A 14,502-nucleotide genomic window follows, 5' to 3' on the forward strand; every position below is an offset into this window, starting at 1 on the left:
TGGACGCGTGCGAGCTCATCGAATCTTCGCCGCGTGCTACGACCGGATGAACGGTGCCGCCGAGCGGAGCTTTCTCGGACGTCGGCGGGAGGCGTTGCTGCACGACCTGACAGGGTCGGTTCTCGACGTCGGCGCCGGTACCGGAGCAAATCTGCCCCACCTTCGCTCCGCCGAACGGATCGTGGCCGTTGAGCCGGACCCTGCCATGCGTGCCCGTCTCGCTCCTCGCGCTGCGGCGGCAGCCGTCCCGGTCGAGGTCTCCGATGCGTCGGCCGAGGCGCTGCCGTTCGCCGACGACTCCTTCGACGCGGTGGTGTTCACACTGGTTCTCTGCACCGTCGCCGACCCTGACGCGGCGCTGAGCGAGGCCCGGCGCGTGTTGCGCGACGACGGGAAGTTGGTGCTTCTCGAACACGTCAGGGGCGAAGGGCGCCTCGCCCGTGTGCAGGATCGGATCACGCCCGTGTGGAAGTTCTTCGGCGCGGGCTGTCACCCCAATCGGGACACCCTCTCCACCCTCCGTCGTCGCGGCGAGTTCGAGATCGACGAGGTGGAGGAGTTCTCCGAGATACCCCGATGGGTTCCGGCCAGCCCCATGATCCAGGTGACCGCGCGCCCAACCGGCTGACCATCATGGCGCCGCCTGCCGATTCACGCACGTAGCCTGCGGACACCGGCACGACGTACTGCGGACACCCGTGCAGGAAGTGCGGACACGGGTGCAGGAAGTGCAGACACCCGTGCAGGAACTGCGGACACGGGTGCAGGAACTGCGGGCAGCCGTACAGCCTTGGCGCTACCAGACCAGGTCAGCGGGAGGCCGGGACCATGTTCGCCGACGCCATCACATGCTGGATCAGCGTGACGAGGACCTGCTTCGTGGACTCGCGGTCGCGCGCGTCACACAGCAGCACTGGCACGCCCGGCCCCACGTCGAGGGCCGCGCGCACCTCCTCGGTGCCGTACCGGTAGGCGTTGTCGAAGCAGTTCACGCCGACGACGAACGGCAGCCCGCGCCGTTCGAAGAAGTCAACGGCGGGGAAACACGACTCCAGCCTGCGCGTGTCGGCGAGGACCACAGCCCCCAGCGCACCCTGCGCCAGTTCGTCCCACATGAACCAGAACCGGTCCTGCCCCGGCGTGCCGAACAGGTACAGGATGAGTTCGGGGCTGATCGTGATACGTCCGAAGTCGAGTGCCACGGTGGTGGTGGTCTTGGTCTCCACACCGGACAGATCATCGACGCCTTCCGACGCCGAGGTGAGCATCTCCTCGGTGCGCAGCGGCGGTACCTCGCTCACCGAGCCCACCATCGTCGTCTTACCGACACCGAAACCACCGGCGATCAGCAGTTTCACCGCCGTCGCCCGCAGGCGCCGGTCGTCAGAGTTTGCGGATACCATCGAGAACCGCCTGCAATACGTGCTTGTTGGGTGCTTCGCTCGGGGGCGCGGCCTTACGGAAGATCACGTAGTTCTGCTCGATCAAATCACTGAGTAGAACCTTCACGACGGGCAGGGGTAGGTCGATGTGACCTCCGACCTCCGCCACGGACATCGGATGCTGGCACAGCCGGACGATCTTCGCGTACTCCTCGGGGAGATGCGTGGCCTCGGCAGGGGTGCACAGCGCCACCACCAGCGTCATCATGTCGAGGCCGTAGTTGTCGGAACGGGTCCGGCCGCCCGTCACGACGTATGAGCGCACAAGGCCCGCATCCTCGTCGGACCACATCTCCTCGTCGGCGCTCATGGTGTGGTGTGGGGCTCCACGCGGGGCGCGGCGCTCAGCACCGCACCGACACGCTTGACCATCATGTTCATCGAGTACGCCACCATGCCCATGTCCGCGTCCTCCGACGTGAGCAGCGCGAGGCACGCGCCGCGCCCTGCCGCCGTGACGAACAGGAACGCGTGGTCCATCTCGACCACCGTCTGCCTCACCTGCCCCCCGCCGAAGTGCCGTCCTGTGCCCCTCGCGAGGCTCTGGAACGCGGACGCGACGGCCGAGAGATGCTCACCGTCCTCTTCGGACAAGTTGCTCGATCGGCCGATCAGCAGGCCGTCGGCGGAGAGGACGACAGCACGGTCTGCTCCCGCGACCTGGCTCACCAAATCGTCGAGCAGCCAGTCGAGTTCGTTGACTACCGAGTTCGCCATGGTGTTCCTCAGTTTCCGGAATCGTCGGGGCCTGGTTCGTGCTTACGTGCGCGGCGGGTGCCCTGCTGGAACGCCGAGAGCCTGCTGCGCGCCTGTTCGGGCGTGGTGTCGTAGTCGTCACCCCTGCCTTCGGAATCACCGCCACCCACGACGCCGAGGGTGCGCGTGTCGTCCCTGAGCTGGGGCGCGAGGCTCTCCTGACGGCGACGGCGCGGGAGAGGTGGCCTGCCGCCGTCGAGCCCGTTCTGCGCGGACGGCGGCCGGGTGTCGGCTCGCGTACCGCCATGCCGATCCTGCGCCGGACCTGCCTGATGCCGCGCACGGGAGTCCCTGCGCTCCCCCGGCTCCACGGCCGGCTTGCTCCCCCTCGGCAGCTCCCTCGGCAGCTTGGGCACGTACTGCGTCGGCTCGGAATCCGCCCCGGCCTGTGCATGCCTTCCCCGACCGTTGCGGTCAAGATCCTGCGTCCACTCCAGCACAGCGTCCCCCGGAAGTTCGCCCTGCACGCCCTCGACCGTGCTCTCCGCCCTGCCCTGTTCCTGGCTTCGCGGCTGGTTGTCGCGGCCGGAACGACGGGGCAGTTCGGGCCGGTCACCTTCGCCGGGAGGCAACTGAGGGCGTTCACCTTGCGGCGACACGGGCGCGCGGCGCACGGTCTCGGCCGCCGAATTCTGCGAGGCTGACGGTTCGAACGTGGTCGTCATTGCCACCGTAGTCGTGCCGTTGACCTTGTCGCTGCCGTTTCGCTGCGGAAGGGCCCTCGGCCTGCGGCTCACGGCAGCGGTCGCAGCGCCTTCCTCGCCGACTTCGCCGACCCCGCCGACCTCACTGCCCCCGGCCATACCGCCCTCGCTGCCCCGCGCGGTCACGCGCTGGGCTGTGGCGGCACCCGAGGGGCCGTCCTTGGCATCGTCACGCACTTCGCTCAGCAGATCGGCCCTGACCAGCACGATCGCCCTCGTGCCACCGTAGGCCGAGTCCCGCAGGGTGACGGTGAATCCGTGCTTCGCCGAGAGTCTCGCGACCACGAACAGGCCGAGTCTCGGTTCCTCGGACAGCGCCATGAAGCTGAAGTCCGGTGGGTTCTTGAGCATCTCGTTGAGCCGGTCGAGCTCCTCCGGCTCCATGCCGATGCCCTGATCCTCGATCTCGATGACCACGCCACGGCCCACCAGCTCGCCGCGTACCTCGACACGCGACTGCGGCGGTGAGAACGATGTCGCGTTGTCGATCAGCTCGGCCAGCAGGTGCACCAGGTCGCTCACGGCAGGGCCTGCCACGGCCGAGGCAGGTAACCTGCCCATGCTGACGCGCTTGTAGTCCTCGGTCTCGGCGATCGCGCCACGCACGATGTCGCCGACAGGCACCGGGTTGCGGAACTGCCGTCCCGGCTGCTCGCCACCCAGGATGATCAGGTTCTCGGCGTTGCGCCTCGCGCGGGTTGACAGGTGGTCGAGCTTAAACAGCAGGTCGAGCTGGTCGGGGTCCTCCTGTTTGCGCTCCGCGGCATCCAGCGCCGAAAGCTGCCGGTGGACGATCACCTGGCTGCGGTGGGCGATGTTGAGGAAGACCTTCTGGGTACCTTCCCTGGTCTTGGCCTCGTCCACGGCCGCTGCGATAGCGGTGCGCTGAGCCTGGTTGAACGCCTCGGCGACCTGACCGATCTCGTCGTCGCCGTGGTCGAGGTAGGAGACCTCGGTGGCGAGATCGACCTGCTCGCCCTTGCGGAGTCGTTCGACGATCCGGGGCATGCGCTCCTCGGCGACGTCGAGGGTGGCCTCGCGCAGTGACACGAGCCGTTTGACGAGCCGGTCGGACAACCGCCAGGCCAGCAGGAACACGGCGAGCGCGATGACGATGACGGCCGCGCCTGCCGCGATGGAGGTGTAGAGCGTCGAGTCCGCCTCGTCGAGCGCCACTTCGGTGGCCGCTGTGCTCTGCTCGACGTAGAGCGCCCACAGAGTGGCACCGACCTGGGTCGCCGCAGCCCGCCAGGCGGGCTCCGCCACGGGGAGCTCGGTGGTGTTGCCGCGAAGGAAGGCGTTCTCGACGCTGGTCAACGTCTGCCACGCCTCACCGGAGGTGAGCGCCTCGTACTTCTCGCGCACCGACGGGATCATGTCCGGCACCGCTTGTTGCAGCGTGGAGTGGTACGCACCGACCTGACCGATGTAGGTGCGGAACTCCTGCTCGGTCAGCCCGCCCCCGTCGAGTCCCGCCGCGGCGAGCGCGTCGCCACGGGACATGCCGTCCGCGCTGACGAACAGCGGCATCGCCACCATGCGCAGGTACGCCGTCTCGGCGTTCGGGGTCTCCTGCGCGACACCGTTGAGACCGACCACGTAGGCGTCGATGATCCCGTTGTAGAAGTCGTACGCCTCCTGGAGCGACACGTCGCCCGAGTCAACGCGCTCGCGGAACTCGCCGAGCTGCGCGGTCCGCTCCGCCGCGACCTGGACAGCGCGCCGCACGTTGTCAGGGGCGTCCTCGGCGACGGTGTCGAGCGCACCCGCCATGGCCCCCGCCGCGGAGTCGGTCCGCGTGCGCTGCTCGGCCAGTTCCACCCGCAGCGACCGGGTGGTGGCGATCTCCTGCAACGTCAGCCTTCGTTCCTCGCGCACGTTCGCGAAGAGCACGCCGGCAGGTTTGGCCGCCTCGTGGACGTCGGTGCTGAAGGACCGGACCTTCACCGCGTCGAAGACGAGGTAGCTCGCGACCGCGACACCGGTCAGCAGGAACACCAGGCTCGGGATGAAGGCGATGGCGAGCACTCGGGTGCGAATGGTCGAACGCCCACGGCGTGGGGCGGCACTCTTGTTCAACAACGCGCTCAAGGCCCTTCCAGCGACACGTATTTCCTTGGGCCCCCAACCCGCGCGACGGACTTCACGAGAGACTCCGGCCACGCTAAGCCGTCGCTTAGCGCGAGGTTAAGCAGTCGCGTTCGCGTGAGTCAATATGACGTGTGCCCGCCGGATCGCGCCGGACGCGCCGATCACGGAGTCACGAGACCCGCCTCGTAGGCGAAAATTGTCAGCTGGACTCTATTTGTGACGTCGAGTTTGGCAAAGGTGCGTGTGATGTGGGTCTTCACTGTGGCCTCGCTCATGTACAGCTCCTCGGCGATGCCCGCGTTGGATTTCCCCTGCGCAACGGCGGTGACGACCTCGCGCTCGCGGTCGGTGAGTGTGCTCAGCTTCACCGCCGCCTCCCTTCGCCGGGGGTTGGCCTTCAACGACACGAAGTGACCGATCAATTGCGTAGTGCTGCGGGGCGACAACATCGACTCACCGCGTGCGACAACCCGCACCGCGTCGATGATCTCTTGCGGTGAGCTTTCCTTGAGCAGAAAACCGTTCGCGCCCGCCGTGAGCGCGTCGAACACGTACTCGTCGAGGTCGAAAGTGGTGAGAACAAGCACTTTCGGGGGCCGGGCGAGCGCTCGGACGGCCGCGGTCGCCGCGAGCCCGTCCATGCGGCTCATCCGGATGTCCATGACAACGACGTCGGGTGCGTGCCGGTTGACCAGAGGGACGGCCTCGTCACCGTCACTCGCCTGCCCGACGACCTCGATCTCGGGCGTGCTGTCGAGGATCATCGCGAGTCCGGTACGGACCAGCGGATCGTCATCGACGAGCACAACACGCAGCGGCACCCGATCATGCTAGGCCGCCTTTCACAGGGCCCTTACACCGACCGAGCCTCACCATGCTCCCACGGAAGCCATGCCTTGACGGCGAAATGGCCCTGCTCGGTGGGGCCGTAGCTGATGGTTCCTTCCAATCGCGTCACCCGCTCGGCGAGTCCGGCCAGTCCGCTGCCCGAGCCGATCGGCGTCTCGGCGGGGGCGGAGGCAGGCAGCGGGTTGCGGATCTCCACCGTGAGTCCCACGCCCGGGCCGCCGCGCACCGTCACGTCAACGGTCGTCGAAGGGGCGTGTTTGAGGACGTTGGTCAGCGATTCCTGCACGACGCGGTAGGTGGTCGTGGCCAGCGGTTCCGGCGCTGCGGCCGTGTCGTCCACGAGCACGGTGACGTTGACGGGCAGACCGGCATCCCTGGTGTTGCCGATCAACGTCGGCAGGTCTGTCAGCCCGGGAGGCCCCGGCCGACTTGACCGCTCGTGGCCGAGGGACACGAATCCCCTGCCGTCCCTGAGCACGCCGATCACCTGCCGCAGATCCTCCAGCGACTGACGCGCGGTTGTGCGGACCGTGCGCGCCACCTCCGCCGCGCGGCCGGACTCCTGCTGTGCTGTGACTTCGAGGGCTCCGGCATGCAGCGACAGCAGCGACAGCCGATGTCCGAGGACGTCGTGCATCTCCCTCGCGATGCGCGAACGCTCGTCCTTGCGGGCCATCTCCGCCTGCAACGCCCTTTCCGCGTTCGTGTGCCTGGCCAGTTCGCGCTTGGTGCCCCGGTATACACCGATGCCGGCAGGCACGGCCGTCAGCAGTGCCGCGATGAGGACGACCACCACGAACGGAACCCCGTCCGCGCCGAAGAGGATCTTGATGATGGAGACGTCGGCGTGCCGGTGCGCGTCGTGAGCGACTCCTGCGGTGGTGGCGGCGAACACCGCCGCGGCCCCGAGCCAGCCGACGCGGTCACGCCGGTGCGCGGTCAGCGCGGCGAGGGAGATCAGCGCGGCCAGCGCGTCGGTGACGAACACAAGAGGCCCGGCGACGGACACTCCCGTCACCACGACGGGTTGGGTGTGCCGCCAGCACAGCAGGACGGCAGCGGCGAGTGCGGCGACAAACCCGAGCGCGGGCCGCCACGTGACGTCGAGTTCCTCCGAGTTCGGGACGTAGCTCTCAGCCGCGAAGACGTAGAGGCTGCTCAGCAGACTCGTGCCGACAGCAAGCGCCGTGACCAGAACGCCGAGCACGGACCTGGCTCGTGAGACGGACTCGCGCATTGGCTGAGAGTACGGCGGCATCGCACGTCGGGTGATCAACGGATCGGCTGCGGGGCGAGCCGCAGGGGACGACTTTAGTCGTACAAGATCACCGACCCTCGGGCGACGCGAGGGAGGCACCTCAGGCAGTTCCATGTCGATCTGCACCGAACGGACTGCCCGAGCAGGGAGGACTCGACATGGCAACACAACTGGACACGAACACGGCGGCTCCGACTGAGGCCCGCAACGGGCTCGGCACCGCGGGATTCGTCGTCGGGCTCATCGGACTGGTCCTGTCGCCGCTGCCCTTCATCGGCATCCTGGCCTGGCCGCTGGTGGCACTGGGCGTGATCTTCTCCGCCGTCGGCATCGCGAGGGTGAAGGCGAGGAAGGCCACCAACAAGGGACTGTCGATCGCCGGTCTCGTGCTCTCGGTCATCGGCGTCGTGATCAGCGTGGTGATGTACCTCGTCTACGACAGCGCGGCGAGGGAGGTCACCGAGGAGGCCAACCGCGCAGTGAAGATCACCTACCAGGTGACCGGCGACGCGCCCGAGGCATCCATCTCCTACACCACCTACGGCGACAGCGTGAGTTCCGCGACCGAGGACGTCACGGAGCTGCCGTGGGAGAAGACCACGGAGACAAGTGGTCTTCTCAAGGGTGGCTCGCTCAGCGTCACGCTCGGCGCCGACGGTGGCACCGTGGAGTGCACCGTGATCGTCGATGGCAAGGAAGCCAAGACGGCCACCGCGAGCGGCGCCTACAACACCGCCTCGTGCAGCGACTTCTGACCGGCACGTGTGATCTCCGAAGCTTCGGAGTAACTCCCGGTGCGGGCACGGCGATACCTCGCATGTCCCGCACCGAGGAGGCCGGTGTCGATGCCGAGACGTGTCACGAGACCGTGGGCGAGTGCCCGCGGCATTCTGTTCGCACTCGCGCTGACGTTCGCGACGACGGCGGCCGTTCACGCATTTCTCGCGTTCTCCACATCGGAATGGTGGCCGGCTGCGCTCGCCGCGGGCCTCGTCGCGGCGGCAGCGTGGTGTGCGGCGTCGGCGCTGGACGGTCGATGACCACCCTCGGCTGACATTCGTCACCGTCGCGACATGGCCGACTCCACTACCCGGCCCCCTACCGCGAAGGGCACCGTTTCCTCCGAAGGCAACAGTGGAGGGACAGTGCGAGAAGTACTGAGTGCGAAGGGGCTCGGGCACCGCTACGGCACGACCACCGCCCTCGACGGTGTCGATCTCACCGTCGAGGCTGGCGAGTGTGTGGCGCTGCTCGGCCCCAACGGCGCGGGCAAGACCACGCTGGTGAACCTGGTCGTCGGGCTGCTGCGGCCCCAGCGGGGCGAGGTCCGGCTGGCGGGCGGCGATCCGAGGAACGCGGCGACCAGGCGGCGACTGGGAGTCGTGCAGCAGGAACTGGACCACCCCGCGACCCTGAAGGTCGGCGAGCTGGTCACCGGCGCGGCCGTCCGAGGAGGACGTTCGCGATCGAGCGCGGGGCCCGTCCTCGCGGAGCTGGAGCTGACCGATTTGGCAGGCCGCCGCGCCGCGAAGCTGTCAGGAGGCCAGAAGCAACGTGTCCGGCTCGCCATGGCGCTGGTCAACGACCCGGCGCTGCTGGTGCTCGACGAACCGACCGTCGGGCTCGACGTGGCCACGCGAAAGCGGTTCTGGCAGATACTGGCGGAACGCAGGGCGAAGGGTGCGGGCATTCTGTTGACCACGCACCTCACCGACGAGGCGGCCACGGTGGCCGACCGGGTCGTGGTGCTCGACAGGGGCAGGATGGTGGCCGCCGGAACACCGGCAGAGCTGGTCTCCCGGTTGCCCGACCGCACGGTCCTCGCGCAGACGAACCTCGACGACGACCTGATCAGGCGGCTGCCCGAGGTGGCGTCGTTCTCACGGGACGACGAAGGTGTGCGCATCGGCACCCGCTCCCCTGAGGCCCTGTTGCGGCGGCTATTCGCCGAGGACCCCGAGCTGAGCGGTCTCCTCGTGGAGGGCGCGAGCCTCGCCGAGGCGGTCATGACGTTGACCGGACATCCGGAGGACACAGGCGAGGAGGTGCTCCGGTGACCGCGCGACTGCTCGGCATCGAGCTGCTGGACGAGTTGCGGACGATCGTGCGGGAACCCACTGCGCTGTTCTTCTCCATCGTGATGCCCGTGGGTTTCTTCGCCCTGTTCGTCTCGATGTTCGGCGGCTACAACTCCGGGGATCTGACGGCGGGCACCCGCATGATCGGCACCTTCGGCACCTTCGGTGTCCTTGCCGTGACCTTGATGAACCCGGGCATCAGCGTGGCGCAGGACAGGGAGATCGGCTGGTTGCGGGTGAAGCGTGTGCAGGCGGTGCCGTTACCGGTGACGCTCGTGGCGAAGGTGATCGCCACCCTGCCCTACGCGATGGGCGTGCTGCTCGCGATGACCGCGACCGCCGCGGTGACCGGCAACCTGCACACGTCGGCCCTCGACCTGCTGCGCCTCTACGGCGTCCTGCTGCTTGGCGCGGTGCCCTTCGCGCTGCTCGGACTGGCTGTGGGCTGCCAGGCAAGGCCGAACGCGACGACGGCGGTGCTGAACGCGATTCTGATGCCCGCCGCCGTGGTCTCCGGCCTGTGGATGCCGCTGGAGATCCTGCCCGGCTTCTTCGGCTCGATCGCACATTTCCTGCCGACCTACCACCTCGGTGAGCTGGCAGTGGCCCAGCTGGACGGGGGCCAGGTCGCGGGGCACGTCGCTGCGCTGGCCGGATGGACGGTCGTCATGGCTGCCGTGGCAGGGCTGTCCTATCGTCGTGCCCGGTTATGAGTACGACCGGAACAGCCCGCCGTGAGGAGCCGACCGCGCCGGCAGTCGGCTCCTCGCCGTGGTCGGAGATCGGCTGGATCCACCTCGTCTACCTCGTCTTCCCGTTCTTCCAGCCGATCAACGACCCGGCTTCGGGGCTGTGGGACTGGGTTCTGGTCGTCGGCCTCGTCGTGGTGTTCCTCCCCCTCTACGTACTCTCGTGGAGGCGCCCCGAACTGGCCCGCTGGGGCTCGATCGTGCCCATGACGGCGCTCGCCGTCGTCACGACCCCGTTGAACTCCGGCGCTGCGGTGCTGTTCGTCTACGCCGCGGCCGCGGCGGGGGTGCGGGAGTCCCGCCGCAACGCGCTGCGCTGGTTCGTCGGGCTCACGGTGCTGATGTGCCTGCTGCTGTTGCTCTCCCCCGTTCCCCTGCCGTGGCGACTGTGGGGCATCGGACCGTCACTGGTGTTCACGTGGATCATCGGGCTCACCCAGATCGAGCAGGCCGAACGTGATCACCAGGCTGCCGAGCTGCGGCTGCGCAACGCGAGGGTCGAGCACCTCGCCGTCGTGTCCGAACGGGAACGCATCGCGAGGGAACTGCACGACCTGCTCGGCCACTCGCTCACCTCGGTGATCATGCACGCGCAGTTGTGTCACCACCTCGTCGATTCGGACCCCGATCGAGCAAGGGATGCCGCTGCCAAGGCCGAGAAGACCGCGCGTGCCGCACTTTCCGAGGTCCGCGCCGCCGTCAGCGGTCTCCGGCAGGCGAACCTCGACACCGAACTGGAGTCGGCGAGGGAAACGCTGTCCAGCGCGGGAGTGGAGCTGTTCACGCGGCGCGACCCGGAACTGCGGCTGGTCGGCTCCACAGAACACGAACTCGCACTGGCCCTGCGTGAGGCGGTCACCAACGTCGCGCGGCACGCACGGGCGAGCACCTGCCGGGTCGATCTCTCGGCGAAGGACGGTGAGCTGCGAATGGTCGTCGCCGACGACGGGATCGGCGGGTGGCACCGGCCAGGCAACGGGCTCACGGGCACGAGGGAGCGGATCAGCGTACTCGGCGGGCGCGTGGAGTACTCCGGCTCGGCAGGAACGACACTCACGATCGCGGTGCCCCTCAAGGTGGCGACATGACGTCCGGCGACCGCGACGAGATCACGGTGGTGCTCGCGGAGGACCAGACGATGGTTCTCGAGGCGTTCGCCGAACTGCTCGGGCTTCAACCCGACATCACGGTGCTCGCCACCGCCACGAACGGTCCCGACGCGCTGACCTCCGTGACCGAACACGACCCCGACGTCCTCGTCACCGACATCGAGATGCCGGGAACGAGCGGCCTCGACGTCGCAGCCGAGCTGCACCGCAGGGGCAGCCGGACCGGCGTTCTCATCGTCACGACGTTCGCGCGAAGCGGCTACCTGCGGCGCGCGCTGAACGCAGGCGTATCCGGATACCTGCTGAAGGACTCGCCGATCAGCGAGCTGGCCGACGCGCTGCGCAAGGTCAGGGCAGGGGAGAAGGTCATCTCGAAGGAACTCGCCCTCGCGGCGTGGGACCACACGGACGACCAGCTCACCGACCGCGAAAGGCAACTGCTGCGCGAGGTCGCCGAAGGAGCGTCCAACCGCGACATCGCGCGGCGGCTGCACCTCGCGGAGGGAACCGTCCGCAACTACCTGTCCACGGCCATGGCCAAACTGCACGCCCGCAACCGCACCGACGCCGCCAAGATCGCCCGCGAACGAGGCTGGATCTGAAAGCGCACCCCGGCTTCGGGAGAAAAACTCCACTCGCCGATGTCGAAGCCTGTCGAATCCCGCCTGCGCCGTTCGACGCCAGAGTGACGGCAACGCAAGAAACGGCAAGGGAGCAGACCCATGGTTGACCTCGCGACCCACACCGAGACGAAGCGGGTTCGGCGGACTCGCGCGGAGGACACCGTTCTCGCGCTCTTCCGGTTCGTCGTGGCCTTCCTCTTCCTGTGCCACGGGCTCCAAGGGTTCGGTGCGTTCGGCGGGATCGACGGCGCAGGCACGGCTGTGCCGCTCGGCTCGTGGCCCGGCTGGTGGGCGAGCCTGATCGAGGTGGCGGGCAGCGTCCTGGTGTTCGCCGGTCTCTTCACCAGGCTCGCGGCGCTGGTGTGCTCGGGCACGATGGCTTATGCCTACTTCGTCGTGCACCAGCCGGAAGCACTGTTTCCATTGGAGAACCTCGGTGAGCCCGCCGCGCTGTACAGTTGGATCTTCCTGCTGCTCGCGGTGTTCGGGCCGGGCCGCTGGGCCATCGACAACGTCAGGTCCGCGTCCGAAAACCGCCGGTGACCACCCCGCGCGCGCGGCAGATTCGGCACATGAACTTTCGGATCGTACCGATGGCCACCGCCGTTGCCGACGAGGTTCGTACCACGCTACGAGCGCCAGGCTACGGGCATCCCGCGTGGCGCGAGATCCCAGAGGAGGCTGCGCCGTGCCGCGTCTGCCTCGACGCCATCCAGCCGGGCAGGGAAGCGCTGATCGGGTTCACCTACGACCCGTTCCAGCTCACCGGGGACCCATCCCTGCCCGGCCCTGTCTTCGTCCACGAACGACACTGCGAGCCCTACACCGGTTCAGGCACCTATCCCGCGAGGCTCGGCAGGAGCGGGCTGCTGCTCAACTGCTACCGCGAGGGACGGCAACTCGTGCGGGCACGGCGCATCGACCACGCCGACGCCGAGGACGCACTCGGCGAACTCCTCGCACTTCCCGAGGTGGACTACATCCACGTGCGCAGTGCCACGGCAGGCTGCTACCTCTGCACGGCGCTGCCTGGCTGAAACGGCGCCACGCACCGGGTAACCCGCAGCGAGCGCCTCGACGTCGCAGGTGGCGTCGGGCAACGTGGGAAACCGCTCCACCATGAGCGTGACCTCCCCGACACGACGCCGTCCACGTTCACCGCCCGCACGGTGGAGGCGACTGCGGCGGGACGAACGGTCAGCCGCCCGTCGCGACCAGGTTCTCCAGGCGGAGTTCCGGGTGCCTTCGCACGAGCAGGCGCATGCTCATGTCGTCGGCGAACAGCGCGAGATCGGTGCCATCGCTGCGGGTCAGGACCTCACTGTTGCGGCCGGCGTCAACGAGTGCGCGCTGCGCCGGATCGGCCAGCCTGCGCACCGTCGAGTACGGCAGCCGGTCGAGCTTCACCGGCGAGTTGAACTCGTGTTCCATCCGGTGTGCGGCGACCTCGAACTGCATCGGCCCCACAGCCGCGAACACCGGCGCGGCGTCGCCCCGCGTCTCGGAGGTCAGCAACTGCACGACGCCTTCGGACGACAACTGCTCGACACCCTTGCGGAACTGCTTGGCCTTGCTGAGGTCCGCGGGCCGCGCCACCGCGAAGTGGGCGGGCGCGAAACTCGGCAACCCAGGAAAGCGCACGGCAGGCTTGCCCGCGTAGAGCGTGTCGCCGACCCTCAGCGCGGAGGCGTTGACGAGGCCGACGACATCCCCGGGATACGCGACGTCCACAGTGGATCGTTGCTGCCCGAAGACCTGGTGTGCGTACTTGGTGGCGAACGGCCGCTTCGTGGTGGCGTTGGTGACCACCATGCCCCGCTCGAACACGCCGGAACACACCCGAGCGAACGCCACCTGGTCGCGGTGGGCCGGATCCATGCCCGTCTGCACCTTGAACACGAACGCGGAGAACTCGTCGTCGAGGCTGCGGTCGTTGCCGTCAACGTCAGTCCTCGGCTCCGGCCTCGGAGCGAGATCGACGAGCAAGTCCAGCAGGTGGCGCACACCGAAGTTCAGGACAGCGGAACCGAACAGCACCGGGGTCGCCGTCCCACTCAGGTACGCGGCGAGGTCGAACTCCCCTCCCGACGCGGCGACGAGCTCCCACTCCTCCTTCGCGCGGGAGAAGTCCTCCCCCAGCTCCGCCTCGGCGCGGTCGGCGGCAAGCCGGGTCTCCTCAGCCACCGTCGCGCCTCCGGCCGTCCGCTCGAACGCGACGAACGAGCCGTCCGTGACGTCGAGGACGCCCCTGAACCGGCCCGCCTCACCGACCGGCCACGTCAACGGCATCGGCGCCAGCCCGATCCGCTCGGTCAGCTCGTCACAGAGTTCGAGCGCCTCCCTGCCGGGGCGGTCCCACTTGTTGATGAACGTGATCACCGGGATGCCGCGATGGCGGCACACGTCGAACAGCTTCAGCGTCTGCGGCTCAAGACCCTTCGCGGCGTCGAGCAGCATCACCGCGGAATCGACCGCGGACAGCACGCGGTAGGTGTCCTCCGAGAAGTCCGCGTGACCCGGCGTGTCCAGCAGGTTCACCACCGCGTCGCGGTAGGCGAACTGCAACGCCGCCGAGGTGATGGAGATGCCGCGGGCGCGCTCCATCTCCATCCAGTCGGAGACGACACCCTGCCTGCCCGCCTTGCCGTGCACGGCGCCTGCCTCGGAGATCACCCGCGCGTGCAGCGCGAGTGCCTCCGTCAGCGTCGATTTGCCCGCATCCGGGTGACTGATGACGGCAAAAGATCGCCGTCGGCGCGCCTGCGCCACGACGTCATTGCCCGAAGAAGCGGCTGCGCCCGCACGAGAACTCATGCCAAGCTGTCCTGATCGGAAGTGCACAT

Annotated in this window: 16 protein-coding genes; 9 read left to right on the plus strand and 7 right to left on the minus strand. The window is 68.2% G+C overall.

Features of this window, described 5'->3' with window-relative positions; translation table 11 throughout:
* Positions 1-7: 7 nt before the first annotated feature.
* A complete protein-coding gene (locus tag SACXIDRAFT_RS08820) occupies positions 8-628 on the plus strand; it encodes a class I SAM-dependent methyltransferase (protein WP_006238201.1) in 621 nt (206 codons plus the stop codon).
* A 181-nt stretch (positions 629-809) separates the two neighbouring features.
* Here SACXIDRAFT_RS08820 and SACXIDRAFT_RS08825 read toward each other — a convergent pair whose 3' ends face one another.
* From SACXIDRAFT_RS08825 to SACXIDRAFT_RS08850, 6 genes are all read right to left on the minus strand, one after another.
* Positions 810-1,403 carry a GTP-binding protein gene (locus tag SACXIDRAFT_RS08825; protein WP_006238202.1) on the minus strand — a complete coding sequence of 198 codons (594 nt, stop codon included), beginning with the start codon at positions 1,401-1,403 and terminating at the stop codon, positions 810-812.
* The gene (locus SACXIDRAFT_RS08830) at positions 1,384-1,752 is read right to left on the minus strand and encodes a DUF742 domain-containing protein (RefSeq protein ID WP_006238203.1); all 369 of its coding nucleotides are present in this window, start codon (positions 1,750-1,752) and stop codon (positions 1,384-1,386) included. Before SACXIDRAFT_RS08830 ends, SACXIDRAFT_RS08825 begins: the two co-directional genes overlap by 20 nt.
* Entirely contained in the window at positions 1,749-2,159 is a 411-nt protein-coding gene (locus SACXIDRAFT_RS08835; protein ID WP_006238204.1) for a roadblock/LC7 domain-containing protein, read from the minus strand. The genes SACXIDRAFT_RS08830 and SACXIDRAFT_RS08835 overlap by 4 nt, the downstream gene beginning before the upstream one ends.
* A gap of 8 nt (positions 2,160-2,167) precedes the next feature.
* Positions 2,168-4,993 carry a sensor histidine kinase gene (locus tag SACXIDRAFT_RS08840; protein ID WP_006238205.1) on the minus strand — a complete coding sequence of 942 codons (2,826 nt, stop codon included), beginning with the start codon at positions 4,991-4,993 and terminating at the stop codon, positions 2,168-2,170.
* 161 nt (positions 4,994-5,154) lie between these two features.
* On the minus strand, positions 5,155-5,814 hold the full coding sequence (locus tag SACXIDRAFT_RS08845) for a response regulator transcription factor (RefSeq protein WP_006238206.1): 660 nt from the start codon (positions 5,812-5,814) through the stop codon (positions 5,155-5,157).
* Positions 5,815-5,846: 32 nt separating this feature from the next.
* A complete protein-coding gene (locus tag SACXIDRAFT_RS08850; protein WP_232285275.1) occupies positions 5,847-7,079 on the minus strand; it encodes a sensor histidine kinase in 1,233 nt (410 codons plus the stop codon).
* 179 nt (positions 7,080-7,258) lie between these two features.
* Between SACXIDRAFT_RS08850 and SACXIDRAFT_RS08855 the strand changes: the two genes are divergently transcribed.
* The 8 genes from SACXIDRAFT_RS08855 to SACXIDRAFT_RS08890 all read left to right on the plus strand — a co-directional run bounded on the left by SACXIDRAFT_RS08855 (position 7,259) and on the right by SACXIDRAFT_RS08890 (position 12,696).
* Positions 7,259-7,855: a DUF4190 domain-containing protein gene (locus SACXIDRAFT_RS08855; RefSeq protein ID WP_006238208.1), complete on the plus strand. Its 597-nt coding sequence runs from the start codon at positions 7,259-7,261 to the stop codon at positions 7,853-7,855.
* A gap of 90 nt (positions 7,856-7,945) precedes the next feature.
* Positions 7,946-8,140 (plus strand): hypothetical protein, encoded by a 195-nt coding sequence (locus tag SACXIDRAFT_RS08860; protein WP_006238209.1) that lies wholly within the window; start codon positions 7,946-7,948, stop codon positions 8,138-8,140.
* Between the two features lie 105 nt (positions 8,141-8,245).
* Positions 8,246-9,157 (plus strand): ABC transporter ATP-binding protein, encoded by a 912-nt coding sequence (locus SACXIDRAFT_RS08865; protein WP_006238210.1) that lies wholly within the window; start codon positions 8,246-8,248, stop codon positions 9,155-9,157.
* The gene (locus SACXIDRAFT_RS08870; RefSeq protein WP_006238211.1) at positions 9,154-9,891 is read left to right on the plus strand and encodes an ABC transporter permease; all 738 of its coding nucleotides are present in this window, start codon (positions 9,154-9,156) and stop codon (positions 9,889-9,891) included. The genes SACXIDRAFT_RS08865 and SACXIDRAFT_RS08870 overlap by 4 nt, the downstream gene beginning before the upstream one ends.
* Entirely contained in the window at positions 9,888-11,015 is a 1,128-nt protein-coding gene (locus SACXIDRAFT_RS08875; RefSeq protein WP_006238212.1) for a sensor histidine kinase, read from the plus strand. Before SACXIDRAFT_RS08870 ends, SACXIDRAFT_RS08875 begins: the two co-directional genes overlap by 4 nt.
* Positions 11,012-11,638: a response regulator transcription factor gene (locus SACXIDRAFT_RS08880; RefSeq protein ID WP_006238213.1), complete on the plus strand. Its 627-nt coding sequence runs from the start codon at positions 11,012-11,014 to the stop codon at positions 11,636-11,638. The genes SACXIDRAFT_RS08875 and SACXIDRAFT_RS08880 overlap by 4 nt, the downstream gene beginning before the upstream one ends.
* Positions 11,639-11,758: 120 nt before the next feature.
* The gene (locus tag SACXIDRAFT_RS08885) at positions 11,759-12,202 is read left to right on the plus strand and encodes a DoxX family protein (RefSeq protein WP_006238214.1); all 444 of its coding nucleotides are present in this window, start codon (positions 11,759-11,761) and stop codon (positions 12,200-12,202) included.
* Positions 12,203-12,231: 29 nt separating this feature from the next.
* Positions 12,232-12,696, plus strand: coding sequence for a DUF1203 domain-containing protein (locus SACXIDRAFT_RS08890; protein ID WP_040922550.1), 465 nt, complete (start codon positions 12,232-12,234; stop codon positions 12,694-12,696).
* Positions 12,697-12,856: 160 nt separating this feature from the next.
* Here SACXIDRAFT_RS08890 and SACXIDRAFT_RS08895 read toward each other — a convergent pair whose 3' ends face one another.
* Positions 12,857-14,473 (minus strand): peptide chain release factor 3, encoded by a 1,617-nt coding sequence (locus tag SACXIDRAFT_RS08895; RefSeq protein WP_006238216.1) that lies wholly within the window; start codon positions 14,471-14,473, stop codon positions 12,857-12,859.
* Positions 14,474-14,502 lie beyond the last annotated feature (29 nt).

It is taken from the genome of Saccharomonospora xinjiangensis XJ-54 (genome assembly GCF_000258175.1).
Lineage (GTDB): Bacteria > Actinomycetota > Actinomycetes > Mycobacteriales > Pseudonocardiaceae > Saccharomonospora > Saccharomonospora xinjiangensis.

Coding starts and splice junctions, on each gene's coding strand:
- SACXIDRAFT_RS08895 (WP_006238216.1), bottom strand. CDS start 14,473: ATGAGTTCTCGTGCGGGCGCAGCCGCTTCTTCGGGCAATGACGTCGTG.
- SACXIDRAFT_RS08875 (WP_006238212.1), top strand. CDS start 9,888: ATGAGTACGACCGGAACAGCCCGCCGTGAGGAGCCGACCGCGCCGGCA.
- SACXIDRAFT_RS08830 (WP_006238203.1), bottom strand. CDS start 1,752: ATGAGCGCCGACGAGGAGATGTGGTCCGACGAGGATGCGGGCCTTGTG.
- SACXIDRAFT_RS08855 (WP_006238208.1), top strand. CDS start 7,259: ATGGCAACACAACTGGACACGAACACGGCGGCTCCGACTGAGGCCCGC.
- SACXIDRAFT_RS08885 (WP_006238214.1), top strand. CDS start 11,759: ATGGTTGACCTCGCGACCCACACCGAGACGAAGCGGGTTCGGCGGACT.
- SACXIDRAFT_RS08835 (WP_006238204.1), bottom strand. CDS start 2,159: ATGGCGAACTCGGTAGTCAACGAACTCGACTGGCTGCTCGACGATTTG.
- SACXIDRAFT_RS08890 (WP_040922550.1), top strand. CDS start 12,232: ATGAACTTTCGGATCGTACCGATGGCCACCGCCGTTGCCGACGAGGTT.
- SACXIDRAFT_RS08860 (WP_006238209.1), top strand. CDS start 7,946: ATGCCGAGACGTGTCACGAGACCGTGGGCGAGTGCCCGCGGCATTCTG.
- SACXIDRAFT_RS08880 (WP_006238213.1), top strand. CDS start 11,012: ATGACGTCCGGCGACCGCGACGAGATCACGGTGGTGCTCGCGGAGGAC.
- SACXIDRAFT_RS08850 (WP_232285275.1), bottom strand. CDS start 7,079: ATGCGCGAGTCCGTCTCACGAGCCAGGTCCGTGCTCGGCGTTCTGGTC.
- SACXIDRAFT_RS08825 (WP_006238202.1), bottom strand. CDS start 1,403: ATGGTATCCGCAAACTCTGACGACCGGCGCCTGCGGGCGACGGCGGTG.